This window comes from Hellea balneolensis DSM 19091 (assembly GCF_000428525.1).
Lineage (GTDB): Bacteria > Pseudomonadota > Alphaproteobacteria > Caulobacterales > Maricaulaceae > Hellea > Hellea balneolensis.
Window position 1 is genome coordinate 641469 of the sequence record NZ_AUAC01000002.1, and the last position, 25191, is coordinate 666659.

General features: G+C 48.7%; 28 protein-coding genes. 4 read left to right on the forward strand and 24 right to left on the reverse strand.

Going from position 1 to position 25191, the window contains the following annotated elements; translation table 11 throughout:
* Positions 1-91 precede the first annotated feature (91 nt).
* Genes trbG through F569_RS0103265 form a run of 10 tightly spaced genes read right to left on the reverse strand, consistent with a single transcriptional unit; the run spans position 92 to position 10532 of the window.
* A complete protein-coding gene (gene trbG / locus F569_RS16255) occupies positions 92-1165 on the reverse strand; it encodes a P-type conjugative transfer protein TrbG (protein WP_051279198.1) in 1074 nt (357 codons plus the stop codon).
* A complete protein-coding gene (gene trbF / locus F569_RS0103225; protein ID WP_034387140.1) occupies positions 1165-1869 on the reverse strand; it encodes a conjugal transfer protein TrbF in 705 nt (234 codons plus the stop codon). Before trbF ends, trbG begins: the two co-directional genes overlap by 1 nt.
* Positions 1870-1880: 11 nt before the next feature.
* Positions 1881-3242 (reverse strand): P-type conjugative transfer protein TrbL, encoded by a 1362-nt coding sequence (trbL, locus tag F569_RS0103230; RefSeq protein WP_026941019.1) that lies wholly within the window; start codon positions 3240-3242, stop codon positions 1881-1883.
* Complete coding sequence (gene trbJ, locus F569_RS0103235) at positions 3242-3967, reverse strand: P-type conjugative transfer protein TrbJ (protein ID WP_034387143.1); 726 nt, start codon at positions 3965-3967, stop codon at positions 3242-3244. Before trbJ ends, trbL begins: the two co-directional genes overlap by 1 nt.
* The gene (gene trbE / locus F569_RS0103240; RefSeq protein ID WP_026941021.1) at positions 3946-6402 is read right to left on the reverse strand and encodes a conjugal transfer protein TrbE; all 2457 of its coding nucleotides are present in this window, start codon (positions 6400-6402) and stop codon (positions 3946-3948) included. Before trbE ends, trbJ begins: the two co-directional genes overlap by 22 nt.
* Positions 6396-6662, reverse strand: coding sequence for a VirB3 family type IV secretion system protein (locus F569_RS0103245; RefSeq protein WP_026941022.1), 267 nt, complete (start codon positions 6660-6662; stop codon positions 6396-6398). Before F569_RS0103245 ends, trbE begins: the two co-directional genes overlap by 7 nt.
* The gene (locus tag F569_RS0103250; RefSeq protein WP_051279201.1) at positions 6662-7000 is read right to left on the reverse strand and encodes a TrbC/VirB2 family protein; all 339 of its coding nucleotides are present in this window, start codon (positions 6998-7000) and stop codon (positions 6662-6664) included. Before F569_RS0103250 ends, F569_RS0103245 begins: the two co-directional genes overlap by 1 nt.
* Positions 6978-7994: a P-type conjugative transfer ATPase TrbB gene (gene trbB, locus F569_RS0103255; protein ID WP_051279203.1), complete on the reverse strand. Its 1017-nt coding sequence runs from the start codon at positions 7992-7994 to the stop codon at positions 6978-6980. Before trbB ends, F569_RS0103250 begins: the two co-directional genes overlap by 23 nt.
* Positions 7987-8490 (reverse strand): hypothetical protein, encoded by a 504-nt coding sequence (locus F569_RS18705; protein ID WP_051279205.1) that lies wholly within the window; start codon positions 8488-8490, stop codon positions 7987-7989. Before F569_RS18705 ends, trbB begins: the two co-directional genes overlap by 8 nt.
* Positions 8491-8492: 2 nt before the next feature.
* Entirely contained in the window at positions 8493-10532 is a 2040-nt protein-coding gene (locus F569_RS0103265) for a conjugal transfer protein TraG (protein ID WP_026941025.1), read from the reverse strand.
* Between the two features lie 367 nt (positions 10533-10899).
* Here F569_RS0103265 and F569_RS0103270 point away from each other — a divergent pair, with 367 nt between their 5' ends.
* Positions 10900-12162 (forward strand): Y-family DNA polymerase, encoded by a 1263-nt coding sequence (locus F569_RS0103270; RefSeq protein ID WP_026941026.1) that lies wholly within the window; start codon positions 10900-10902, stop codon positions 12160-12162.
* A gap of 506 nt (positions 12163-12668) precedes the next feature.
* Positions 12669-13031 (forward strand): hypothetical protein, encoded by a 363-nt coding sequence (locus F569_RS0103280; protein WP_026941028.1) that lies wholly within the window; start codon positions 12669-12671, stop codon positions 13029-13031.
* 267 nt (positions 13032-13298) lie between these two features.
* Here F569_RS0103280 and F569_RS18710 read toward each other — a convergent pair whose 3' ends face one another.
* The 7 genes from F569_RS18710 to F569_RS0103320 form a co-directional block, all read right to left on the reverse strand.
* Positions 13299-13943 (reverse strand): hypothetical protein, encoded by a 645-nt coding sequence (locus F569_RS18710; protein ID WP_154813624.1) that lies wholly within the window; start codon positions 13941-13943, stop codon positions 13299-13301.
* Between the two features lie 14 nt (positions 13944-13957).
* A complete protein-coding gene (locus F569_RS0103290) occupies positions 13958-15871 on the reverse strand; it encodes a DUF3363 domain-containing protein (protein ID WP_026941030.1) in 1914 nt (637 codons plus the stop codon).
* Between the two features lie 190 nt (positions 15872-16061).
* On the reverse strand, positions 16062-16616 hold the full coding sequence (locus tag F569_RS18715) for a S26 family signal peptidase (protein WP_026941032.1): 555 nt from the start codon (positions 16614-16616) through the stop codon (positions 16062-16064).
* Positions 16606-17055, reverse strand: coding sequence for a DUF2840 domain-containing protein (locus F569_RS0103305; RefSeq protein ID WP_026941033.1), 450 nt, complete (start codon positions 17053-17055; stop codon positions 16606-16608). The genes F569_RS18715 and F569_RS0103305 overlap by 11 nt, the downstream gene beginning before the upstream one ends.
* 2 nt (positions 17056-17057) lie before the next feature.
* Complete coding sequence (locus tag F569_RS0103310; RefSeq protein WP_034387593.1) at positions 17058-17291, reverse strand: helix-turn-helix domain-containing protein; 234 nt, start codon at positions 17289-17291, stop codon at positions 17058-17060.
* 158 nt (positions 17292-17449) lie between these two features.
* The gene (locus F569_RS0103315; protein WP_154813625.1) at positions 17450-18259 is read right to left on the reverse strand and encodes a hypothetical protein; all 810 of its coding nucleotides are present in this window, start codon (positions 18257-18259) and stop codon (positions 17450-17452) included.
* Positions 18260-18366: 107 nt separating this feature from the next.
* Positions 18367-18693: a DUF736 family protein gene (locus F569_RS0103320; RefSeq protein WP_026941036.1), complete on the reverse strand. Its 327-nt coding sequence runs from the start codon at positions 18691-18693 to the stop codon at positions 18367-18369.
* Positions 18694-18991: 298 nt separating this feature from the next.
* On the opposite strand from F569_RS0103320, the gene F569_RS0103325 reads away from it, so the two are divergent.
* Together F569_RS0103325 and F569_RS0103335 are read left to right on the forward strand one after the other, a co-directional pair.
* Positions 18992-19330, forward strand: a complete 339-nt coding sequence (locus F569_RS0103325) for a DUF736 family protein (protein WP_162143730.1) — start codon at positions 18992-18994, stop codon at positions 19328-19330.
* Positions 19331-19706: 376 nt separating this feature from the next.
* Positions 19707-20534: a hypothetical protein gene (locus tag F569_RS0103335; protein ID WP_026941038.1), complete on the forward strand. Its 828-nt coding sequence runs from the start codon at positions 19707-19709 to the stop codon at positions 20532-20534.
* Between the two features lie 95 nt (positions 20535-20629).
* On the opposite strand, the gene F569_RS16275 is transcribed toward F569_RS0103335, so the two are convergent.
* From F569_RS16275 to F569_RS16280, 7 genes are read right to left on the reverse strand one after another with little or no spacing between them, the layout of a single operon-like run.
* A complete protein-coding gene (locus F569_RS16275) occupies positions 20630-22384 on the reverse strand; it encodes a ParB/RepB/Spo0J family partition protein (RefSeq protein ID WP_051279207.1) in 1755 nt (584 codons plus the stop codon).
* Entirely contained in the window at positions 22381-22620 is a 240-nt protein-coding gene (locus tag F569_RS0103345) for a hypothetical protein (RefSeq protein ID WP_026941039.1), read from the reverse strand. The genes F569_RS16275 and F569_RS0103345 overlap by 4 nt, the downstream gene beginning before the upstream one ends.
* Positions 22617-22910 (reverse strand): hypothetical protein, encoded by a 294-nt coding sequence (locus F569_RS0103350; RefSeq protein ID WP_026941040.1) that lies wholly within the window; start codon positions 22908-22910, stop codon positions 22617-22619. Before F569_RS0103350 ends, F569_RS0103345 begins: the two co-directional genes overlap by 4 nt.
* Positions 22907-23386, reverse strand: coding sequence for a hypothetical protein (locus F569_RS0103355; protein ID WP_026941041.1), 480 nt, complete (start codon positions 23384-23386; stop codon positions 22907-22909). Before F569_RS0103355 ends, F569_RS0103350 begins: the two co-directional genes overlap by 4 nt.
* Entirely contained in the window at positions 23383-23577 is a 195-nt protein-coding gene (locus F569_RS0103360) for a hypothetical protein (RefSeq protein ID WP_026941042.1), read from the reverse strand. The genes F569_RS0103355 and F569_RS0103360 overlap by 4 nt, the downstream gene beginning before the upstream one ends.
* Positions 23577-24092, reverse strand: coding sequence for an antirestriction protein ArdA (locus F569_RS0103365; RefSeq protein WP_026941043.1), 516 nt, complete (start codon positions 24090-24092; stop codon positions 23577-23579). The genes F569_RS0103360 and F569_RS0103365 overlap by 1 nt, the downstream gene beginning before the upstream one ends.
* On the reverse strand, positions 24089-25141 hold the full coding sequence (locus tag F569_RS16280; protein ID WP_084168742.1) for an ArdC family protein: 1053 nt from the start codon (positions 25139-25141) through the stop codon (positions 24089-24091). Before F569_RS16280 ends, F569_RS0103365 begins: the two co-directional genes overlap by 4 nt.
* Between the last annotated feature and the right edge of the window lie 50 nt (positions 25142-25191).

The window sequence follows — 25191 nt, forward strand, 5'->3', positions numbered from 1 at the left end:
AACCCTATGCTCCCACCGATCAGAGCCTTGCGACTAAAACGGCGAACTGCCCTTGGCCACGCCCTGATTGTGAGATCTGGAGGAATATCGCTCACAGCTGGCGCTCAATGCGAACGACCTGTTGCTTCTTTTCGCCAAGGCGTAACTCGGCAAAATCAAAGAGACGATCAACGACATAATACTCACCATTGACGCGGTAATTGACGAGCTTGCTTTTCTTGCCCTTTCGGTCTGTCACGAATAATGGCGGCGCTTCCGAGACCGCCAAGCTTTTCGGGAACTCGATAAAGACCTTCTTGCCATCATCGAAGACGCGCGTAGGCCGCCAATTGGGGTTGTCGCCCTTGATGGTATAATCAAAGCGAAGGTTCTCTTGCTTAAAGTCTAAATCCGCCTTTTCAAAAGTCGCCTGTCTGAAACGCGGCTGTTTCGGAACGACCTTCTTGATTTGCTTAAGCGCTTCATGGGGATAGCGCCACGATACCGCCGCCATGTAGGTATCGGCAAAAGATTTGAGGTCGAGATAGTAAGTGCGCTTGGTCGTCGTGATAACGGCATTGGTCGATAATTTGGCCGCCATGGGCTTTACCAGAATATGCACCTGCTCATTAGCGCCTGACCCGGACACTGTATCTCCGACCGTCCAGCGCTCCGTATCGCCCGCTGATACCGATGTCAGCGCTTCGCCGCGTTGCAACGCTATATCCGTGACCTGTGAGGGAGACGCATAGACTTGATACAATGACCCCGGCGTATAGGGATAAAGCTGTATGGCATTCAGATAGTTCTCGGATGTGGGCTTTACGATTGCGTTTTCATTCGCATAGCTGACCGCCTGAAACCCCGTCATGCTTGGCTGATCAAAGAACTCAACATTGACAGGCTTGGGCTTCATTTGGCCTTCCATGATGAGACTTGGCATCACCATATCTGGATAATGCACCGCAGGGTCGATATACGCCTCAAACTCTGTTTCTTCATCAGCCCCAGACCCAACTTCGGCCACATATACGGCGCGGGACATTTCATCAGGCTTAGTCACAGTGCCGGGTGACTTAAATTCTGCCTTCACATCTTCAAAGGCGGATTGAAGACTGGCACACCCCGTCAGGCTTATAGTGATAGCCAAAACGGATACGGTTTTTACGAATGATAGCTGTCTCATTATTGTGCTCCTACGGCTGTTGTGAGGTCTTTCGACCAGTTGAGATTATGTACGTAGAGGCCAAGTGGATTGCGGTGTAGTGTCTGCGCGTCCCTGGGCGCTTGGGTGATAATCGAGAGCGAGGCCGTATATGTCTGGGCGCTCATTTTAGCCCCGCGCGCAAATTCAGTCTCGCGCCAGCGAATTTCAAAACTATCGCCTGATGAGCGCACAATGCTGATAACATCAACGGTAACGCTGCGCTCGCCGACTGCTGAGAACGGGTCATTATCGCGGGCGTAATCATTAAGCGTGATTGACGCTTGATCAGTGGCGAAACCGTAGGCCTCAAGCCAATTATCACGTAGGACGACGGGATCAATCGAGACAGAGCGAACATTGGTTATAAACCGCGCAAGCTGATTAGCAATTTGCGCGTCGCTGGGCTCGAACTTGCCCTGTAGCGGGTTCACAGACTTTATACCGCCATCCGCGTCGATTTCAACAACATGGACTTGGACACTGGCTTGCGCGCCTTGATAAATCATGCCGCTTGCCAATAGCGCAGAAAGACCGAAGGAAGCAAAACAAGCTACGCGCCAGTTTTTTCCCCGCACGAGAGCTGACCCTAACCGGTTATCAACGACCTGCTTAGCCTTTTGATAAGGCGTTTCCGGCACGGGCGTATTGCCATATTTGCTCTGATTGCGTTTCCATTTCCACATAATATTCTCCTCTAACCGTCTGGATTTAATGATGGGCCGCTCGCACTGCCGCCGCCATTACCGCGCATAGCGTGAGCTGCGTGTCGGCCTGCATTGCGAGTGTGTTGTTGCTTTTTCATTTTCTTGGCCCAATCGGGCTGCGCCTTTGGGCCGCCTGCCGTGGCTGTACTTGGGGTGGCGGGCTTCATACCTTTGGACAGTGCCCGCATAGCGCCGCGCGCGCCATTGCCATGCGCTGTCGATATTGCTCCGCCTGCGGCTAGAGCTTTACCGCCTACTTTTTTGGCAACAGACATAGCGCCCGCTTGAGCAACGGCTGCGGCTCCAGCAATGTTGCCTTTGTGCCCTTCATTCCCCACGGACATTTTACCAAGCGCAAAGGCGAGCTTTGTGCCGCCTGTCATAGAGGCGCCTGCTTTAACGGATGACGTTGCAGCCTTCATGCCCCCTTTGCCTACTGCGCCTGCTACGGCCCCGCCTGCGAGTGCTCCCGCACCAACAGCGGCCATTGTGCCGACAGCAGCGCCAGCCCCTAACTGCGGCGCTCCAGAGACAAGACCCGTTGCGATGCCGGGACCGAACAATCCCAAGGCAAGTAAAGCCATTGACGCTAAAATTACGGCTGCTGCATCTGCAAGTCCAACAGAAGCTGTTGTGACGACACCCGTGACCGGATCAGTGACCGGCTGAAAGGCTGAGGTTATCTCGCCAAACATGGTTGAGCCAATACCGACAATAATAGCTAGAACCATGAGCTTGATGCCCGAGGCCACGACATTACCCAGCACTTTTTCAGCAAGGAATGATGTCTTATTCCAGAGCGCAAATGGGATGAGGATAAAGCCTGCTAGTGTTGTCAGCTTAAACTCAATAACAGTGACAAAAAGCTGTATCGCAAGAAAGAAGAAAGCAAATATCGTAATCACCCAAGCCAAGGCAAGTACGCTGATAAGAACAATGTTGGTGAAGAAATCAATCGGGCCTGTGAGGTTTCCGATTTCTATAAGAAGCGGATGGGCAGCCTTGAATCCCGTATTTGCTATAAAGCCCGGTTTTAATAGTTGCTCATGTGTCAGGGTTGTTGTCGTTGCTTGAAGTCCCAATCCCCCAAAGCTCTTAAAGATAATTTGAGATAGACCCGAGAAGTTTGTAATGATGAGCGCAAAAACACCAACATACATAACCTTCTTGAGAAACTTCCCGATAACGGATGTGTCAGACCCCATGGCCCAATAAAGTCCGGCAAGCGTAATATCGATACCAATGATGATAGCCGTCAGGTATTGAACTTCGCCGCCAAGCAACCCAAAGCCGCTATCAATGTATCGACTGAACGTCTCAACAAACTTATCAATGACGCCAAGATCTTCCATTATGGCGTCCCTTTGTAAGCAGAGTCAGACCCAACAAAATTCTTGAGGCGTTCGCGCGCTTCCTTCTCACTGGCTAATCGACGTGCTTGCTCAACACTGTCGGCACGATATTGCGTCACCTGCATTTGCTGAGCTTGCATGGATTGCTTGATAAGCAACGCAATGAGTTGATTTGTTGACTGTGTGGCTTGGAGTGCGCCCGTAGCCCCATGACTCTTATTAGTCAGATTGTTTAAAACAACGCGGTCATCTTCCAAACTTTCGACCATCTTGGACTGCATAACCATTGCGTCGTTATAAGCGCTCCGGGACATCTGCCAGTTCTCTTCAGCGCGAACATAAAAATCATCTTCCGTCATGCCTTTATAGGTTTCTGGATATTGTTCTTTTACGAGCTGGCGAGTGCGGCTCACCTCATAAGCTACGTTTTCAGCCTGGGCATTTAGATAAGCGATCTCGCTCAAGATACGATTGAGCTCAGCGGCCGCATTCACATCAAGCTTTGAGAGATGCTTAGCCTGATTAATCAACATTTGCGCTTCATTGCGTAGCTGAGCGGCCTGCCGGATGATCTGCGTATGGCTTCTGACAGCCGTATAGAAATTTTGCTTAAAATTGGCAGGGTCATAGACGATGCCGCCAAATTGTGCGCTCGCAATTGGCGCATGGGAAAGTCCAATAATGGCTGCCAATGCCAACGGTATTATTCTGCTACGTCGAGCCACGGCAAATCCTCCTCTTCTTCTATGTCAAATGCAGTGCGGATAAGATCGGCGGCCCAATTCAGACCCTTAAAGTCGAGCCAGTTCACGGCAAAATTATCAGGGCCGTGACTATCCAGAACATGATCGAGGTCTTTATGTCCTGCCTCCGTCCCGACACCGCAAAAGGCCATAGCTACAGGGCCAAGCTGTAAATCAAACAGGCGGTTGCCCGCGCGCGACTGAAAGTAATAATCCCGCTTAGGCGTAGCGGAGGCTATGATTTGGATTTGACGTTTATTCAGGCCAAAGCTGTCATAATGTGTCTGCTGTTGCGGCTCCATAGCCCTGTCATTGGGCAGGAATATACGTGACGGACAGCTTTCAATGATAGCTGGCGCAATAGGCGAGTCTGCTATGTCGGATAATGATTGTGTCGCAAATATCACCGAGACATTTTTCTTACGCAGCACTTTGAGCCATTCACGGATGCGGCCTGCAAACATTGGATCATCAAGGAACACCCAAGCTTCATCCAGTATCAAAAATGTTGGTCTGCCATCAAAGCGGGATTCTAATTTATGGAAGAGATAGGTCAGGACAGGCGCGACAAGCGCTTTGCTGTGCATCAGCGTTTCCATCTCAAAGGCGAGCGTAGAATTTAGCGTGAGCGTATCTTTACTCCCGTCCAGTAAGTAACCAAAGGCGCCATCTAACGTGAAAGGCTTAAGCGCTTGCCGCAGGTCCTTTGATTGCAGTAGGGCTGATAATCCGGTCAGCGTTCTTTGGTCGATGGGGGCACTGCTAAGGTTTTGAAGCGCTGACCACACCACCTCTTTGACATCGGGCGTAATCTCGACGGATTCATTGGCAAGTAGTCCAAGCGTCCATTCGAGGGCCCAAGACAATTCGGCCTCATCATCAATATTTTTAAGCGGTTGGAATACTAGCTCGGATTCCGTTGAAGCGAGGTCATAGAAATCACCTTGCAAGGCTTCAATCATGGCCCGCGATGACGCGCCTTTATCGAAGGTGAATACCTGCGCGCCTTGATACCGTTTGAATTGCAATGATAACAGATTGAGCAGGACCGATTTACCTGCCCCTGTCGGCCCGACAATAAGCATATGTCCTACATCGCCTTGATGGGTAACAAGTCTAAACGGCGTATGACCTTCTGTTGTTGCGTATAGAAGCGGTGCATCCTCGAAATGCTTGTTTTCCACCGGCCCCGCCCACACTGCTGATAACGGCATGAGGTGAGCAAGGTTCAGGGTGGAAACAAGCGGCGTTCTAATATTAGCGTAAGCATTACCGGGATGCGTGCCGAGCCAGGCATCGACTGCATTGACAGTCTCGTGGATGGTGACAAAGCCTTTGCCATTGATAATGCGTTCAATAGCATGAAGCCGAGCCTCTGCCGTCGCGGCGTCTGGATGCATGACGCATATAGATGTTGTGAGATAACCATAAGAAACATAATCACCGCCAAGGTCTTGCAGGGCTGCATCAGCATCCGCCGCTTTATTATCGGCATCACTATCAACCAAGACAGATTGTTCATTGAGCAAGGCTTCTTTGAGAAGCGCGAGGACTGATTTCCGCTTGGCAAACCACTGACGGCGTATTTTGGTGATTGTTTTTACCGCGTCAGATTTTCCGAGTGGCAGAAACCGCGTCATCCAGCGATAGGAAAAACCAAGCTTATTCAGCTCATCAAGTATCCCCGGTGTCGTCTCATTGGGAAAGCCGCGAATGGTCAAAATATGGATGGAATGATTAGCAAGGCGCGGCACAAGCCCCCCGACAAGGTCGGTCCCGCCAATCACAGCGTCAATATAGGCTGGAACATCGGGAGTGACAACGGCGTGGCGCATGGGAGATACAGTTGAATGTAAGTAAGTCAGGGTTTCATTGTCGGTCAGCCATGCCCCTAGCGGCATTTGGTTCTTGAGAAGGTCCAGACATCTATCCGTTTCCGACTGAAAACTATGCAGGTGGTCTTGCGCGGATAATGGCGTTTCGTCTTTAGGCGTTTCAATCAGCAGGCTTTCAGCTTTTGAAGATCGGTCGGCTGGCGGCATAAATTGAAAAGTTAGATAATAGACGCTCTCAAACAGTTCGGAGTTCTCATCAAATTGTCCGCAGCGCTCTTGATCGACTATCCACGCCGCGGCATCGGTGAACTCTGAACGCGGATAGTCATGGGCCTCAATGCGGGCGGCTTCAAAATAAAGGGCCCAACCCGAGCTAAAGCGGCGCAGCGCATTATTGATACGGGCACATGTAGCGACTAATTCTTCTTCGGTGCAGCTTTCCAAATCAGGCCCGCGAAACTTCGCCGTGCGCTGAAAGCTGCCATCTTTATTAAGAACCACGCCGGGCGCGATAAGCGCTGACCACGGCAGGTAATCTGCAAGACAGTTCGGACGCTTTCTATATTCAGTGAGGTTTAACATGCGAGATAAGCCTTATGTTTGATATGGCGGACCAGCACGTCCATGAATTGCGGATCACGATTAGCCAGAAAGACGCAGAGCGTATGGGACACGACGTAGTAAATGATGCCGAGCGCCCAGAGCTGAAGCCCAAGTCCGAAGGCTGCCGCTATTGTCCCGTTCATGATCGCTGCTGTGCGCGGCGCTCCGCCCATAAGAATAGGCTCAGTCAATGACCGATGAAGCGGGATGGCAAAGCCTTCTGGAAGACCCTCGCTCATTAAATCATTGCTCCGCCGGAGAACTTGAAGAAGCTCAGGAAGAAACTTGTCGCGGTAAAGGCGATTGACAATCCAAAGACAATTTGGATGAGCTTGCGAACGCCGCCGCCTGCATCACCAAAGGCAAGTCCAAGCCCGGTCATGATGATAACAACCGTCCCGAAGATCTTCGCCACCGGCCCTTCAATAGATTGAAGTATTTTGGTCAGCGGCGCTTCCCACGGCATGGCCGATCCTGCCGCGTGCGCCGTATGCGGGAACAGCATGAAAACTGCTGCAATGATAACAAACCCAAGCAACAGGCGTGATTGTATATTAATGGCAAGTGGTGCTTGCATGGTGATCTCCTTGATAAGTGAGGTTCAAAATGGGGGATGGAGCTCTGAGAGGTTCGAGCTGATAGCTCTCACCCTTCACATCAATCAGGCGCGCAATGGTTTCGATACGCCGTTTACAGCCCCGTCCGGAAATGAAGACAATTACGTCAATCGCCTCCGCTATCAGAGTGCGCGGAACCGTTTGCACGCCTTCAAGAATGAGTTGCTCGATGCGGGAAAGTCCCGCCTTGGCCGAATTGGCATGGACCGTCGCAATGCCGCCGGGATGGCCTGTGTTCCACGCCTTGAGCATGTCGACGGCTTCCGGCCCCCTCACCTCACCGACAATAATCCTGTCTGGCCGCAATCTGAGGGTTGAACGCACAAGATCTGATAGCTTCACGTTCTTACCGTGGGTGCGCAGCGCAATGGTATCTTCCGCCTCGCATTGCAGCTCTCTTGTGTCTTCGAGAATTACAACGCGGTCGCCCGTCTCGGCGACAACAGCTAACAAGGCATTTGCCAGAGTTGTTTTGCCTGATGATGTTCCGCCTGCTATGACAATGTTTTGACGGGCTTCAACCGCGTAAGTTAACGCCTCGGCTTGCGTCTGAGTCATCGTGCCTGCTTTGACATAATCTGATAATCTAAATACTGAAACCGCCCCTTTACGGATGGTAAAAGCAGCCTCGGAGACTACAGGCGGTAATAGACCTTCGAAGCGCTCCCCATTGCCGGGAAGTTCGGCGCTAACAATAGGGTTTTCTGTTGTGACATCTTGATTGATATGAGTGCCGACAAGACGGACAACGCGCTCGGCTTGCTCGGGCGTGATAATCACTTTCGTATCACTCATCCCTGTGCCGATTTTATCAAGCCAAAGCTTACCGTCAGGATTGACCATGATCTCGATAACTTTGGCATCGTCCAGAGCGGTCACAATGTCATCACCAAGGGCGGTGCGCAGCATGGCTAATGTACGTTCTGATGTAACGGGGTTTTGGGTGCTAGACATCATTAGCCCCCGATGTAATCCGCTGGGATTTGAGGGTTTTGAGAAGCTTCAGCTCATCCATTCTAAAAAAGTCATCATCGGAAATAAGAATATCTGACAGCGCATGTTTGAACGTCTTGCCGCCGCCTTTCATCTTAGAGCCAAGCTGGTCCAGATATTGATTGAGAAGCGTAACGCCGCGTGAGGCGCGCGCATCTTCATCAGTCACGGGGATTTCCGGCGAGAGCGTAAAGAAGAAATGCAGGAAAAGCGCAAAGCTTTCCATTTGAAGGTTGAGATCACGTGAATGACGATGATTGTGGCGCATCATCATATCTAGGCGGTCTAGAATTTTACCGTCCCGCTCATCATCAATTTCATAGCTAAAACTGGCTGAAAGCGCGTCATTGATAAGACGTGATTTAGATTTCTCTGAGGTGCGCGCTCTATCAGCTAAGAACATTGCATTTTGAGGAGAAATACGGGCCCGAACGCGAGCTGTGAGATTATCAGCCATAATTAAATTCCTAAGTCTTGATCTGTTGTTTGCGTAAGGCCGTGCGCGCGCTGCAATGTGTTTGGCTCGCGCACAAATTGACCAATTTTAACAGAAGCCAGAACCGGATCAGCCGCTTCAATATCTGCAGGCTTGTCTTTGTCCGTTTTTCTGATGGTTGGCGTATCACGCCCAACAAGCTCGGGATTTTGGTCTTTACCGCCTTCGTCTTTTTTTGCGTTGAGGCGCGCCGCTATCTTGGCCTGCTCCTCTTCATCGATAGCTGAATAAAGGCGGTCATCCACAAGCCGTGTCCGCGCGCCCCACATGCAAGGGCTATCAGGGGAAAGATCACCATTACCGAAGGGGGGAGTTGGAGGCGCTGTGACACGGCCTGTGAAATTCTTATCTGCGTAATAGCGGACTTTATTGGCTTTAATGGGGGCAAACCCTGACAGAAGAATAAGCTGTTCATTGGCGGGGAGCTGCATGATCTCGCCCGGCGTGATGAGCTGGCGCGCTGTTTCTTGGCGAGACACCATGACGTGCGATAACCACGGCGCGAGGCGATGACCGGCATAGTTACGCATGGCCCGCATTTCTGTGGTACTGCCGATAGCATCTGAGAGACGTTTAGCTGTTCGCTCATCATTCGTCGCAAACGCAACCCGCACATGGCAGTTATCAAGAATAGAATTATTAGGTCCGTAAGCTTTTTCAATCTGGTTTAAGGATTGAGATATTAGAAAAGCCCGCAGTCCATACCCCGCCATGAACGCTAATGAGCTCTCAAAGAAATCAAGCCGTCCAAGAGCCGGAAACTCATCCAGCATCAATAGAAGTTGGCGCTTCGGTTTGGCTTCACCGCTAACAACCAATTCTTCCGTTAAGCGGCGGCCAATCTGATTTAAGATCAAGCGGACAAGCGGCTTAGTACGGGAGATATCTGACGGCGGTATGACCAGATAAAGCGAGACAGGCTTATCCGCATTCATAAGGTCAGAAATCCGCCAGTCACACTTTGAGGTGACTTCGGCCACTGTGGGATCACGGTAAAGCGCTAAAAAACTCATCGCAGTTGACAAAACACCTGAACGCTCATTGTCTGATTTATTGAGCAGCTCACGCGCGGCTTGCGAAACAACTGGATGTACGCCTTCTTTCTCTGCATTCCCAAGATGATTAGTTTTCATCATGACTACGAGTGTCTTTTCAAAAGAGCGGTTGGGGTCAGAAAGAAATGACGCGACGCGAGCTAATGTTTTCTCTGGCTCGGCGTAAAGAATATGGAGAATAGTGCCGACTAAGAGACTGTGCGCCGTCTTTTCCCAATGGTTGCGGCGCTCCAGCATACCTTCCGGGTCAACCAGAATATCTGCTATATTTTGAACATCACGGACTTCACACTCGCCTTTGCGGACCTCCAGCAAGGGGTTATATTTTGCAGATGCAGCATTGGTCGGATCAAACAATAAGCAATGAGAGAATGTTGACCGCCATCCTGACGTGAGCTGCCAGTTCTCGCCTTTGATGTCGTGAATAACAGCGCTATCAGTCCATGACAGGAGCGTCGGAATGACAAGACCCACACCTTTACCGGAACGTGTCGGCGCAATCGCCATGACGTGTTCCGGACCTTCATGGCGGATATAGTCGTGTTTAGTGCGGCCCAGGAAAACACCTGCAACCCCCATTAAGCCTGCACGCTGAATTTGCTTACTAGTCGCCCAACGCGAGGAACCGAATGTATTGAGCTTCTTAGCAGAGCGTCCGCGTGCTACCGAGCCGATGATAGCAAACACTGTTCCGATGAACCCGCCGCCTGCCGCAATCTGTCCGCCTTTGGCAAATATGTGAGGCGCATAAGCATCAAACTGATACCACCACGGAAACAAACTCCAGGGTGAATAGATAGTGTGTTTGCCGACGGAGAATAAGCCGTTTCCCAGATAAGCATCATACTCAAACTGAAGCGCGACCCATTGCGTTGCATACCAAGTGGTCAGAATGATTGTCGTGAATACAACGATGATTTGTCCAATGAGAATGCTTTGTGGCGACATAGCCATAGTCCTTTCGAGTTGGACTAAGGCTGTCAGAAAACTGGGATCTCCGTCTAGATTCTAAATGGAGTGAATTAAGGGGCATTATTCCCCATTTTTCCCCATTATTCCCTGTTTTTCTATTTTACAGATTTTTGCGGTTAGAAAATATCGACCGTAGCCACGATTGCTTCATTACCGACCTTCTCACGCTGTCAGGTGATTTGCTTTTATCGTCAACCCCGCCGCGTTTCCGTAAGGTTAGGCCCCTCTCACTGTCTAATATTTTCAGCTTATCCACGTATAAAAGGACTAAATTCCTAATTTTCCATTGACTAATGTTCCTATTTTGTTCTTTTTCGTTCGTCGCGCTACTTATGGACGAAACATGCGAAAACCAGATACAATAGAAAGGCTCTATCTCGACTTTGACGGATTCTTTGCCTCTGTTAAGCAACAGGCGCGCCCTGCCCTGCGCGGCAAGCCTGTCGGCATCGTTCCTTTTGATGGAACTGTGCATACGGTTGTCATTGCCTGTTCAAAGGAAGCCAAAGCCCGCGGCGTTAAAAACGTCATGAGATTTCGTGATGCCAAGAAAATATGCCCTGAACTTATCTTGCAATGCCAAAGCCCCGATCTTTACCGCCGTGCTCACAATGCTCTGCTGGCCGAGATCAATAGCGTGTTGCCCGTTGAGGCCGTGAAGTCCATCGATAAGCTGTGCTGCGTACTCGATAAAGGCAACATTGCTGACCCTGAAGGCGTGGCTTCAAAAATAAAATCCCGTATCACAGAAGGCGTCGGGCCATTCATCACTTGTTCCATTGGTTTTGCCGCTAATCGACATCTAGCTAAAATTGCGTGCAAAATGGATAAGCCTAACGGGGTGACCATATGGCATCCGCATATGATGCCGGGGCCGTTACTCGATCTTCCCTTTGACGACATTCCAGGCATTGGCGGCAATATGGAGAAACGACTGTTCAAAGCTGGTATTTACAACATGAAAGACTTGCTTGCCACACAGCCAAAACAAATGCGCAAACTATGGGGTAATGTTACCGGTGAGCGCCTTTGTTATGCTCTACACGGCTATGAAGTTCAGGCTCAAAAATCTGAGCGCGGCATGTTTGGTCATGGCCGCGTCTTGCCGCCAGACCTTCGAAACTTTAAAGACGCCCGCGATTGTTCGAGGCTTCTGCTTGTTAAAGCCGCGCGCCGTATGCGCCGAGAAGGATATTATGCCTCCACCCTTTATATGTGGCTGAGCCTGAGATTGTCAGGCATGAAAGAGGCAGGATGGTCTACCAAGCATAAGCTCCATATGGCCAATGACGATCAAGCCGTTCTCAAAGCTCTTGATGTTTTATGGGCAGAGGCCAGAGCTAAACTCCGACGCGACGTAAAAATTGTGCGTGTTGGTGTCACCCTTGGCGATCTTACAACATCTGATACGCGCCAGCTTGATATGCTTATCAATGATGACCCCGAGCGCACCAAATGGGAAAATATAACAACCGCTATGGATGGTCTCAATAGTCGTTACGGTAAATCATTGGTGACAATGGGGCCGTGGAAATTACCGCCCGGCGGAAATCTCGGCGGCAAGATTAGTTTCACCCGCATCCCTCGCGCGGAGGATTTCTGGTGACTTGGAAACGGCAATTGCAGATATTGGATTTTGATAGCGGCGATAGGCTTGAAGCACGATGTAAATCATGCGGCTTTACTTGGTATGAAATGCCCTGCATCTATTTTCACAAGTCACACATACGCATGTTGTTCGTGGATGAATTTGAAAACAGGCTCAGATGCAAGCAATGGAATTGCAAAGGTGACATCTGTGTATCAGCGACAACAGAACATGAAACGGAAGGGTTTCAAGGTGGTTTGGCGTAACTATCGAAACCGGAAAATTATCCTCATTGCAGACATTAGCTCAGTGGCAAATATGCCTAGGGATGGTATGATAAAATATTAAATTGAGTGCGAAAATGGTTTAAGGACTTGAATATTTTCCCCTTTGGAATAGAGTTTAACGCCTACTAAAGTTTCGTAGGGCAAAGAGAACTCTAAGAATCGTTGTGGATTTTATCACAGCAATGCCCGTTGTCGAAGAATACGCTAAGCTTTACCAACGCTAACTGAGACAATAATATGAAATACTTTAAAATCCTCCTTTTTTTAGGAACATTCGGGCTATCCTCATGTATTACAAGTGAACACCTTTCTCCCCCTAAGGAAAACAACAAGATTACTGTTGTTGTAGATTTTATAACTATTGAAGGCTATTTTTACTCAAATGCAATTCCCGCGAGTGAAGTGGCAAACGTTGTTGCTGATCATGTTTGTGATAATCGTAAATTTTACAGTTTTGATGTCGCTGACATATCTAATGGGCTTACTAAATTCAACGCAGGTTGCACTATTGGACAAGGTGAGAGTCATAAAGCCCTAACATTTAAAAGACATTCAAACGGGCGTTATGAAATAACTGAGACTCAAGGTATTTCATTTTGAATATACTACTCTTCATAGTGAGGTGATCCTGATTGATTGTTCTTACATCAACCCCATAATCGCTAATTGAGGTGCCCTCCAATATTTGGACAGTGACTTAAGCTATAAATTTGTGTTGTCTGTTCTCAAACTAGGAGATCAAAATGACAAAACTAAAGAACCACAAACCAGCATTCAAAGCACGTGCAGCCCTTTTAAAATGTTGTTCTGATTAGCGAGCAAGCGAAACCGTGCCAATGTCTCCTTTGCCCCCATCAGTTAACTAAGCTACTTAACAACCAAGTGATGCTTCCAGCCATTCTTAGTCAGCACCAAATCTTCACTGCCTTCTAATGTGTTATTCGCACTGGCTTTTAAAGAAGGACTATCTGCCCATGGAGCAATATCGACAAGTTTGTATGTAAACTTCACATTGGATGCTTTCACTCCGGATACAGCCACTGGTTCTGTAAAATTAAGCACATCAACGATTTGCTTAGTTCCATAACACAACTGTGGAATACCAGCTTGAACATTGCCTGCATCAAGTTCTGCGGGTCTAACATATTGAGCACCCATAGCCGAAAACGTATAGCCCACGTAATCAACAGCATTTGTGCTGCCAGGATTAAGAGTGCTTTTCTCTGACTTCTGAAACCTCGTAACCTCAAGCACACCCAATTTTTCAAGTACTTCAAATCGTTCGCGGTCTTTCGCCGTCCAGTCCCTTCCTTCAGCATGGAAGACTCCAACATATCCCTCATCATCCACACCCGTGCCAACGCCAGAACATTCTTTCATTTTAGAAAAATGAGCATTAAGCGCCTTTTTAAAATTTTCCTCACTAGCAATTTGAGATGTCTTGGCGCATGCGGACAGCATCATCGCTACTCCTAAAATAAGAAAAGTAGTGTTCCCTGATGGTAGTTTCATAGTCCGTCCTCCTGTTAAGTAATGCTCCGCCCAATGCCCTTGGTCAGTGTCCAAGAGATTGTCTGACCTTTGATAACGCCAGATATGGATTTACCTAAATTACGGTCCATCGTTTCGCGCCACGGCACCAGTGAAAATTCTTTAGACTTTTCAACCACGGCATATTTACCGCTCGGCCTCTGAATCGCCTCTCGATATGTGCCGGAGATACGGCCTTGTTGCGGCGCAGGATTATACGCTTTACCCAACTCGGAACTCAGCTTATCACCGAGCGTATCGAGATCAATTTTCTCCAACGATTTAAGCGTTGCATCCGTCACAACACCGTCTTTGCTAAGCAGCTTTTCAGTCATCAAAAACTGCCGCCGCTGAACCTTCACCGCTTCAACCTCTTCGGCAAATCCATGGGCCGTATGCGAGGCGCCCGACATCAGCTCACTATCGAGCCAGGTCTTACCGACAGCTCTTGGTAAATCTTCAAGAGCCATATGTGAGAGAATATCGAGCTTTACGGGGTTGCCGAAGCCATTCGCTTTTTCATAAGCACTGGCGCGCCGCAGATAATCTTTCGGTATCTGCCATGAGCCGTCTTTATTGCGCTCGGCATGACCTTTACGGCGCATAGCTTCAAGCCGCCTCACATGGGCTTTTATGAACTCCTCGCGCGCGGAAGGGTCGCTCATTTCATGATGGGATGGGCTGTAAATACCGCCGCGTCTTGAGGCAATGTCTACAATCGTATGATCTGATTGTTTAGGTGCATAGCTTTGCGGTCCCACTTTAACAATCATGCCCGGCTTAATATCGGCTATGTTAGCCGCGCGCCCCGTCTCCACAAATACGGCTTCACCCGACATCGTATCAACGACGAGATAAGAGCGGTCATTCACATCATCCAAGATCCCTTTACTGACAACTCTCCCAGTGATGGGCTTGGCGCGATCACTCTGCGCGTCATATATCGGCTCATTGATGATATGCCGCTCAAGCTTAGCTGCGCTCAATGAACTGTGATAGGCTTTGAGAATATCGCCGCGCTCTCCAAGCCGCCTCAAGGTGCGCTCATACCCCTCCTCTAAGCGCCATTTTCCAAAGCCTATTTTCTCTGCAAGTCCCATACGGCTTAGCTGTTTGACACGCCATGTTTGTAGACGCTGCGCCCAGTCTGTTCCGTCCAAAGGAATCTTGGATAAATCAACGATACTGTTAACGGCGCGCTCGCTCAAATCTCTATCGAGGGTCGTAAAGCGATCTTGCCTCACTTGCAGGGCAAGTTTCTTGGCAATATCAATTTGGTTGAGCGGGCCAAGTTCACGCGTAGCAATGTCCTCCGCGACATCACGCATCCCGTAAGAAATATACTCACGCGGAATGATAAGTGTTTTGCCATTACATTTGACGCCGCGAATGACAATATGCGTGTGCGGATTTGCCGTGTCATAATGATTGGCGGCCACCCAATCTAGCTTTGTACCTAAGTCACGTTCCATTTGGCGCATGATGCCCCGCGTATAGCTCGTCAGGCTCTCAAATTCTTTTCCGTCTTCTGGCGATACAATAATCCGAAATTGATGACGGTCATCTTTACCGCGCTGCTGAAATTCATCGGCATCTGCAAAGACATCATCACGGCTAAAAAGCGACCCCTCATCACCTTCGCGCGCGGCGCTATCACGCTGAATATAATCGAGGTGCAATTTTTGGGTTGCGTAGCCCTGTTTGCCCATCTTCACGAGATTGACTTTTACAATCACGCGGCGGGAAAAATATTGCTCAGCGGCCGCGCTTGTTTTTCGGGTACGCCCCGATGAGCGTGCGCTTCGCATCGCCGCCTGCCTCACCTGGCCCGCAAAACTCACAAACTTACCCGTTCCATTAGGCGCATAAATACGTCCTAGCTTTATATGGAAGGGGTTCTCCGTGCTCACGGCATCGCCCTACAGCTATAACAGGCAAAAACACCTAAAATGGGCTTTGTCCCGGCCTTAACCCACGCTGCTATGGGCAATAGCGCATATTCCGCGTCCCACTTGCTGCGGGCTACGTCCCGCAAAAGCAGATGTGCAGACAATGGCTTAGGCCATGATGGGCCGGGCCCTTTATCTTGTCCTAAGAAAATCACCCCTCAAACCCCATAAAACCTACATTTTTCGACATTTTCTTTTTTTTAGATTTTCCCAGATATTCCACCTGACCAAGAATATCCGTAAGTTTCACAGGACCAAAATATCGGCTATCAAATCCTGCCTGCACATCAGGGCTGGCGATAAAATATTCATCCGATTTCAGAAAAATACAGCCCGATAGCGCCGGCATTTCGCGCCCCGAATGGTCCCGACCGAGTACGGGAATAACGGCACCATTCGGGACGCGAACGCCCGATTTATGATAACAAACTTCATCTCCTGATACGGCCATAACCGGTTTAATCAGGGGGTAATCATAGGGTAAATAGCCCCGTTCATCCGCCATTTTTCGGGCCCATTCAGGCGCATAAGCGGCGACCTGCGCGCCTAATGTCGGGGGCACATCTGTGTTTAATTTGTAAAATCCAATCGGAGCCGAGGGGCTAGGATTATATAAAATGAGCGGCTTAGGCGGAAAGGCAATCTCTGCGCTCGTCGCAATAACCGCCATTGTTATTACGCCTGCAATGATGAATTTACCGAGCATGAGACAACGCCTCTTTTCTGTAATGTCGAGGCAATTCGTGAACGGGTTTACGCAATAGCAGGCTTGTGTGCACGGCCTGCCAATAACTCTCTGGCACGCCGATAAGCCCATTTTTAGATTGCGCCTTTATATCATCCATGACGGCCAATCCGCGTTTCATAGGATCACGGCCACTGACAGAGACCAGAAGTTTCACGGCGGGGGATATCCCCCTCACCTGTGTCATTAATCCTTCAGTGCCTGATTTAACGACATAGAGTTTCCAATCTATCGTCCCGAAATTATTAGCACGCCAACGGATATATCCAAAAATACTTTGAGGTTTAAAGACCGCCAGACGCCGAAATCTATCAAGTTTTATAATCTCAACAGGATCCCCAAAAAGGAGACGATGATTTATGATATCCTTCACAAAGTGAATTTGAACATGGGTTATCATGTTCAAATCTCTTCAACTTGTTTTGATGACCAATCATAAAGGTCATCTTCATGATAACAAATTTTACCGCCATGCCGCCGAAACGTAGGGCCTATTCCCGCGATACGATATTTCTCTAAAGTCTTCGGGCATAGGCGTAAATATCGCGCGGCTTCTTTGGGGAGATAGAACGGACTTTTCTTCGTCGGCAACAAGATAACACGTTTATTACCATGTCCTTCTATCTGCGTTTCCATGACCATACCTCGCCCACTAAATACATGCTGGCCCGTCCTTTAGCGCGTGTTCCAACATTTCGAATCATGTGCATATTTAAGGTGGATTGAGAAGGCTAATTTAGGAATTTTTTATTTACTCTTAATTTTACCTGCCCATTTTGGAGGACTTTTAATGATTATTGTTTATCTAAAATCTCCAAATAATCCCCATAAATATAGGCTTTTGCGCGCTTCAAAGCATTTTTGGCGTGATGGTCATAATCCTTGAAATCATCCGTATTTTTGACGACTAATTCGGCTTCAAAAAAGGCCGAAACTATGGTCGATAATGCCCCGCCGCTTTCCTGAATATCATAAGCAATCATCGCTTTTTGATGACTGGCTAATCTGGCAGGCACATGAAGTTTTGAATCAAGGGGGATAGAGCCGTCATAAATACCGTAAATTTGCCCCTGTGTTTTGAGCCTTTTTTGGTAGTCTCCAACCCGATTATTTTCAAAACCGATATAGGCATTTGGGTCAATTTCGGGCAGTCCATCACACTGCATTTGAAACCAAAAATTCTTGCCTAGTAGCCGTATATGATAGGTGCCATTGGCATCTAAAAAATGCGTTTGACGGGCCGGAAATTTCGAAAGCTGGATAGGTTTATCGCGGCGGTCTATTTCATGACGCGGCAAGACATGAAAGCGCACAGCAGATTTCATCGCGTCTGGGTGCCACATGGCCTGCCCTAATCCCGCATCGAGTTCAGGGTCAGCCGGAAATAACAGCCCCGCTTTTTTAGCTGTGGGATAACCTTGAGACGCAATAATAAGCGGCGTCTCATTCTCAATAAACCGCGTCTCTAATCCCTTATTTTTGAGGGATTTATAGTAGCTCATATAGTCAGGATTACGCCGCAGCACCTCCCACGTCCAAGACGCATAAGACAGCCATTCGGTCGTGTTATTTATATATTGAGCGCCCATAGTTATAATTACCATATTATTGGTAGTGTTCAAAGAAATAATGCATCTAAAAATTGAGAAAACGACATGAAAAAACCCGCTTCATCTTGATAATGAAACGGGTTAGTCTGGGGTGTTTTGGCCTAGCTACGCGGGTTCCAAATCAAGGCGTGAGTTTTATCTTTTGCGCCTTTGCGTTGGCCGAGATTGGCATAGACTTTACGCGCCGAGATATTGGGGTGTTCGAACGTTGTGGAAATATATTTTTTTCCTGACGTTTCGCCCGTCATATTCCAGGCCGCGCCTACTTCGCCCATTGTATCACCGAAGATGATGAAATCAGGCTCTTGGGATTTGGCTTTGCGGGTTTCATTTTGAACCATGCGGATGCGCTCATTCACACCCATAGCCAGAATGCCCTCATAGTTACCGTCTTCGAGTAGCTTTACGTTTCCAATAGATTTTGACATTGGTAGTCTCCATGTTGTTGTCGCAAAGGGCCAATCCCCTTGCTGACACCCAGTGAAAAGCAGGCAGATTGAGAGCCATCACGCCTTCGAAAAACCCAACATAATGCAGGCCAAATGCCTTAGGCATTTGCACCCGTAAAAGGCGCTAATTTGTATCGCGATGAATGGCCGTAAGGCCAAAGGAAATTAGTGTCTTTGGAGCGGTTTAAGGCTCTCTAGCTGTCGGCTCACGTCCAAGGGGGCAGAAAGGGTATTGGGTCTTTGTGCCAACAATATGGTTTCTAAGACGCCTTACCCCATGATCAAAACCTGTTGGAAACGTAAAGCCCTCGAAGGCGATTACTCTGAGGGTGTTCACCGCTATGGGTTTGAATGCGCGTATCTTGCTTGGCTTCTAATTGAATCCCGCAAAGCCAAAACCCAAGAGCTTGATGGAAACCTCTTTGGTGATGCAATGGGCGAAGTAGGTGCGGCCTGGAATATGACGGGCGGAAGGTCAGGGAAAAAATATACTTCCGCAATGTTCGACATCTCAATATTTCGGCGCGTAAAGTCTATTCGTCTGTGGGCCAATCTCGGCCAATGCAAAGACGTGAAAGATAAGACTCACGCCTTGATTTGGAGCCCGCGTAGCTAGGCCAAACCACCCCGAACTGACCCGTTTCATTGTCAAGATGACGCGGGTTTATTCAGGTCGCTCCTATTGCTCTGGCCGCGAATCTTACCTTTGGTGACGCTTTTGCCGCAGTCTTCACAGCCCTGTGACTATGGCGCGTGAAATGACAGTTTAGGAATATATGCCCGCGCCCTCTAAGTATCTCAATATCAGCGCCCGTGAAGCCCTTGCCATTCAAAGCAAACGTAAGGGTGTGGAAGAAAGATATTTTCCGATTTATGCCCCATCCTGCTAGGTAAAACCCGCCAGACAGACCTACTTAATCGTCAAGGATAGGCGAGTTTTCAGAGCCCATTCACATTATCCATGACAACTAAGTTTAGAAGAAGGACACGCCATGGGTGAAAAGAAACGCAAACTAACCAGATTAAAGGCCTTTCAACAAGATCACCCTTTCTGTTGTATTTGTGGTGGAAGTGTCGTCACACAAACAATTGAACATGCGCCTCCAAAAATTATGTTTTGGGACAAACGACGATTACAAGGAATGGAAGTCCCAGCATGTAAACGATGTAATAATAATTCAGGACCTCAAGATCAACTTGCTGCGCTCATTGCCGTTATGCAATCACCAGTTTTCTATGATGGCTTGTCAGATGAAAGAAAACTCGATTATTTAAGTAAGTTAACTAAGGGTTGCTTGCATAATATTGATGGTTTTGAATCATTCTTTAGTAATGGAGGAACGCAATGGGTAGAATCTAAGGGAGTTTTGCAACCCCATAGTAAATTAAAGTTTAAACCAGAACTTTTCACAGAACATCTAAATGGTTGGGCCGTCAAACAATGTCTTGCGCATTGGTATGATAAGACGGGTAGGGTATTTTCAGGGAACGGAATTATTATTGTGAGATGGCTTACAAATTACGAGTTATCCGACAATCCTGAACTTGAATCAGTTATTTCATTATTTCAAAATTCAGCTGAACTTATTCAGGGTTCACAAAAATCAACTGACCAATTCTTTATTCGATACCCCAATGTAAAAGATGGCGATAATATCGATGCTATATTCTGCGCATATCACGGAACAGCTTTTATTGGAGCTATGATAGACAATGCCGAAATAATAAAGAAATTAGAATTGAACCCATTAGGAAATCACGCGGCATGTTTTAAAACTTGTGCTGAGGACGGTATTTATGAGGTGCATCTTCCGCTATAATATTCACAATAGTTGGTTCATAAGCCGCCATACTCCATAGCATGGCGGCGAATGACTGACGCGAATGGAGACAACCGCGCCAGATAGAGCCGTGTTTAGGCGGCTATCTTGGTATCAGCTTCAATGACCTTCATCATCACTTTTGACACGGCCGCATCCGCTCCTGCGGGTGGGCATGTTGTTTTATCCAGATAATGGGTGGCAGGAATTTGCATCCAACGTGGACGCCAATCGGGATTGGGTTTATCAACGCCGTGCCCTGCGATACGGTTGAGGATGATTTGCTTTTGAGCCTTCCCCGTATCAGTAATAGCGCTATCGGCAGTGCCCTTCCCCGCAATGTCTTTGACCATAGCATTGATAACTTTCTTATCGCGTAAGATGTCAAAGAAAGCCTCGTCAGGTTCCCACAAGGCGGCCATATCAACAGGCATGACGTAAGTCAGGGCTTCAACAACAGCCTCGTCAGCCTGCAAGCTTTCAGCCATGGCAAAACTCATGACCCGCATGACGCTAGCGTCATCCAGTTCCAAGAGACGGGCAAAAACGGGCGTTAATTCACCATCAGCCAAACGCTTGCGGGGGCTATAAGGGCTGATGAATTGCTCTAGCCCAACAATCTCATAGATGGCCTTGCGCTCGGCTTCGAATATCGTCGCGCCATGTGAACCCGCAACGCTGTTAGCTGTCGACTCTTTACGGGATTTTGTCCCTTGGGCTTCAACAGACCACCGATATGACCCGACTAGCATATGGGCCACGGTCAAACGCATCGCGACTTTGGGATGCTTAAGCAATTCGGCGCGGATGGCGCTATGACGATGTAAGGTCACATATTCGGTTAGCGGCCCTGACATTTCGGGTTTAGCTTTTGGAGCCTTTTTTGACTCGGCTTCATCTTCGCCTGTAAGGATAGCTTGGATTTTTTTATCGTCCTCATGACTTAAATAGCCTTCATTAAATTCAACATCGCCATCATTGCCAATAGCGATAAAGACTTTACCACCTGCCTCATTAGCCCGCTTCGTATAACCCCAACTATTAAACCGTCTGCCGCGCCCCATGAGCTCAACCGTCCATCCATCGGACTCATACTCTGCAACGGCCTCGGCTATCTTGGTGTTTTGAAGTTCCCAAAATTTATCGGGGTCTGCAAAATAGGCTGTCTCGCCAAAGAGGTCGGTTAGGATAGCGCCCTTATAGTCTTTCACATCAAACAAGGCGTGTTTGGTATGGATTTGCTCCTCCCCTAAGAGCCATGACTTTAGCCAATGACCTGTCGGGGTATCCTGCTCGGTGTCTTTGGCGAGTTTAAGCCATGCCCCCTGTTTGGATTTACTCGCCATTGTCAAAAGACGAATAGACGGAATATCAATATCCTTATTCTCATACATTTTGAGAATAGCGGGTTTCAGATTCGCCAAAGCCAATATGCGTTTGACCTTAAGTTCCGTCACGCCAAAATGGTTGGCAATATCAGCCACGGTTCGGCCTGTAACTTTCAAGGCTTTAAACGCCGCAAATTGTTCTAATTCTGTGGCGGGTAATCGGGCGAGGTTTTCAATCAATGAAGCTTCAATCGCGATTGCATCATCACCACTATCAAGAATACCGCAAGGGGCTTTCAGTTTTTTACCTGTCTCTGTGGCAACTTCCAAAAGCGCATAATAACGGCGGCGTCCTGCCACAACGCCGTAACCGTCTCCTTCGGGACGCACGAGAAGAGATTGATGCACACCATTTTCGCGGATGGATGGAAGAATATCAGAGATGTCAGGATTTTTGTCCTTGGCTCTCATATTCAATTTTGAGATAGCTAATTTCCCTAATGGGATTTCTTTGAGTTTCATGGTTTAGTCTCCATAGTTGCAATGAGGTCTAAAAGGTCAATTTGCGCACGACTGACCTCATTGAATAAGCCGTGATTGCAAGATTTTTGGGGCCGTAATTGTAACAGCCCGAATTTGCGGGGGCCTTTCATTGGCTGTGCCGATAGCAAGGCCAATTTCTCCCGCAAGGTGATGGGAGCCACCCCTGTAATCAGGGTCTGCTCACCGACTTCTGTTTTTTCTGATTGTTGTGTCATTTCGCCCCCGCATTGTTTCGGGGCCTGGATTCTGTGATGGCTATGGCGGCTTGAAACATCGGCTTGATCAAATCAGGTTCCGTCTCTTCGAGTCTCGAAAACGTCATACGTTTTGTTTTGGCTACGTCCTTCGCGGCCAATTCAAGCCCGACCATAGCCTCTGCCGCAATGGCGTCTCCGCTCCCGCTCGATTCCCATATGGCCAATAGCGTGGGCTGAATATATCCCTCTCTAAGCTCGGAATATGTTTGCTCTAAGAGGCGCGAGGCTGTGCGATTAAGGCGCGTCATGCCGTGCTCACGCTCGGTTCAAGATAAAGTATGCGGCAACGCCGCGTCCGTTCTTTCCGCGCTTCACTCAAGGCTTCGCCTAAAAGTTCATTGGCGACTTCGCTTAAATACGCATTGTCTCTATCGGGATAATTGGCCTCAATGCCCCACAGGCTTGCGGCATGGTCTGTCAGTTCCACATCTTCAATTTTGACCGATAAAATGACTCCGCAATAAAACCATTTATCCGCTTTCCATGCGTCCATGATGGCTTGGGTCTTGGCCTGTTCCCGCATAAAATCGTCAAGGGTTTTGTCGCGTCCGATAAATCCTGCATCGGTTTTAATCAGGCTCGGCCAAAATCCGTCTTGTCTCTGGTCGGGGCGGTCTGGCGTATCGTCATGGGCAATACGCGCCGTGACTGTGTAGCCATTAACCTCGCATGTGATCTTATCGCCAAGACAAACATAGTTCTCAAATGTGTCTTTGAAACTCATGCAACCCTCCGCATGTCAAAACCTGATTTGTCGCAAAGGGTGACTAATTGCGCGGCGTCTGCGGCGTCCAGTTCATCGCCCATCTGTCGATAAATCGAGCCTTGGCGTAAATTGCCTCTAGTCTTAACAACATGGCTCCACCGATAAGGGCCACGTCCATCCTCTCTAGGCCGCACTTGATAACGGGCCATCACGAAATCCCCCCGAAAATATGGATTTCAGAATGGGCCGTTTCAACTGTGAACACATCGCCATTGATGTCCATATCGCGGCCCATAGCGGCGTAGTCGATATAGTTTTTCAGGCTGTCAGGAATTTGGGTTCCCGTCTCTTCGGTCAGGCTCCGCGCATAATCTTCAAGGCTGTCATATTGGCCGTAATAATATTCAAGCGCGGTTTTCGCGTCCGCCATATGGCCGCTAAAATGGGAAAGTAATTTGCCGCCTAAAGCGCCATGCTCGGTGATAAATTCGGCCATGGCCGCAACAGTTTCGAAACTGGCATATTCGGATAATTCAGCGCCTTCAAAACCTTCATAATCATGTATTGCCCATTCTTCTGCGGCCTCTATGGGTGAGGCTTTTAGCATGGCTTGGGTCTGCTCAATAACATGGGCTTCGCCTAGGGCGGCGTCTATCCATCGTCCGTGCAAGTGGCCTTCATTGTAAGCCGCCAAACATGCCACATAAATCCGTAACGCGCTCATGCCGCAATCTCCATTTTTAGGGATTGGGGCATTATCTGCGCGGCGGCGTCTGCCTTTTGCGGGGTCTGAAATTGAAGGATATAATCAGCGGCTTTTGAGGCCATTGACGCGGCGCGAAATATCGCCCGCTTGTCCTCTTTCAAGACTCTAAGCCATGACGCCAAATAGTCGGTATGCCGCACGGTTGGGACAATCCCAAGGCTTGCACAGATGAACGCCGTGGCCATTTCCGCGACAAGCTCTTCCCGCGCGTAATCCTTTGAGCCTTTTTTACCTTTGAGGTTTCTATCAAGGCGGGATTTATGGCCGCTCCAGTAGCCAAGCTCATGAAAACAGGTGTGGTAATAATTGATTTGCTCATAAAAGGCCTGTTGCGGTGGGACTTGGATAAAGTCCTGTGACGGCGCAAAAAAGGCTCTATCGCCCCCTACCCTAAAATCTGCCCCTGTTGCGGTTATCAACCTTTCAGCGGCGGGGATGGCTTCACGCTCTGGTAAAGGCTGAACATCTTTAAAAAACTCCTCGTCCAAGCCTTTGCATTGGTCGGCATTAAACACGGTGTATTTTTTCAGAAAGCCAATGCTTTGCGCGTCTGTGCCGTTTTCTTGCGCTCTTAGTTTTTCATTTTTCGGAATGAATGAACTGGCATAACAAATCGTTGTCCCTGTCTCGCCTTTGCGAACTTGTCCCCCTAATTTTTTGGCCTGTTTATAGGTCAGCCAGACCTGCGTCGTGCGCTTGGTTTCAATGGCGGCTCCCCATAAAAGCAAGATATTTACCCCTGAATAAGCGTTTCCCGTATCGCCATTGGTGGGCAGTCCGAAGGGGGTTTCGCTATCGGGTCGGCCCCAAGGCTGAACCCAAGGCACGGCCCCTGCTTCCAGTTGCTTAATGATGGAATCCGTCACCGATTGATAAAGGTCGGTTTTACCTTTCCCCGCTTTGGCTTGGGGCGCAAGACTAGCGGCGGGTTTATCGCTCCCGCCAACGAGCGGGGGCGTGTCGCCGCAAGGCGGCAAGTCGTGTCTATCTACTAAGTGCAAAGTCATATCTGAGTCTCCAAATCAAGCCACACACGCGAACCACCGCGCGCGTTCCC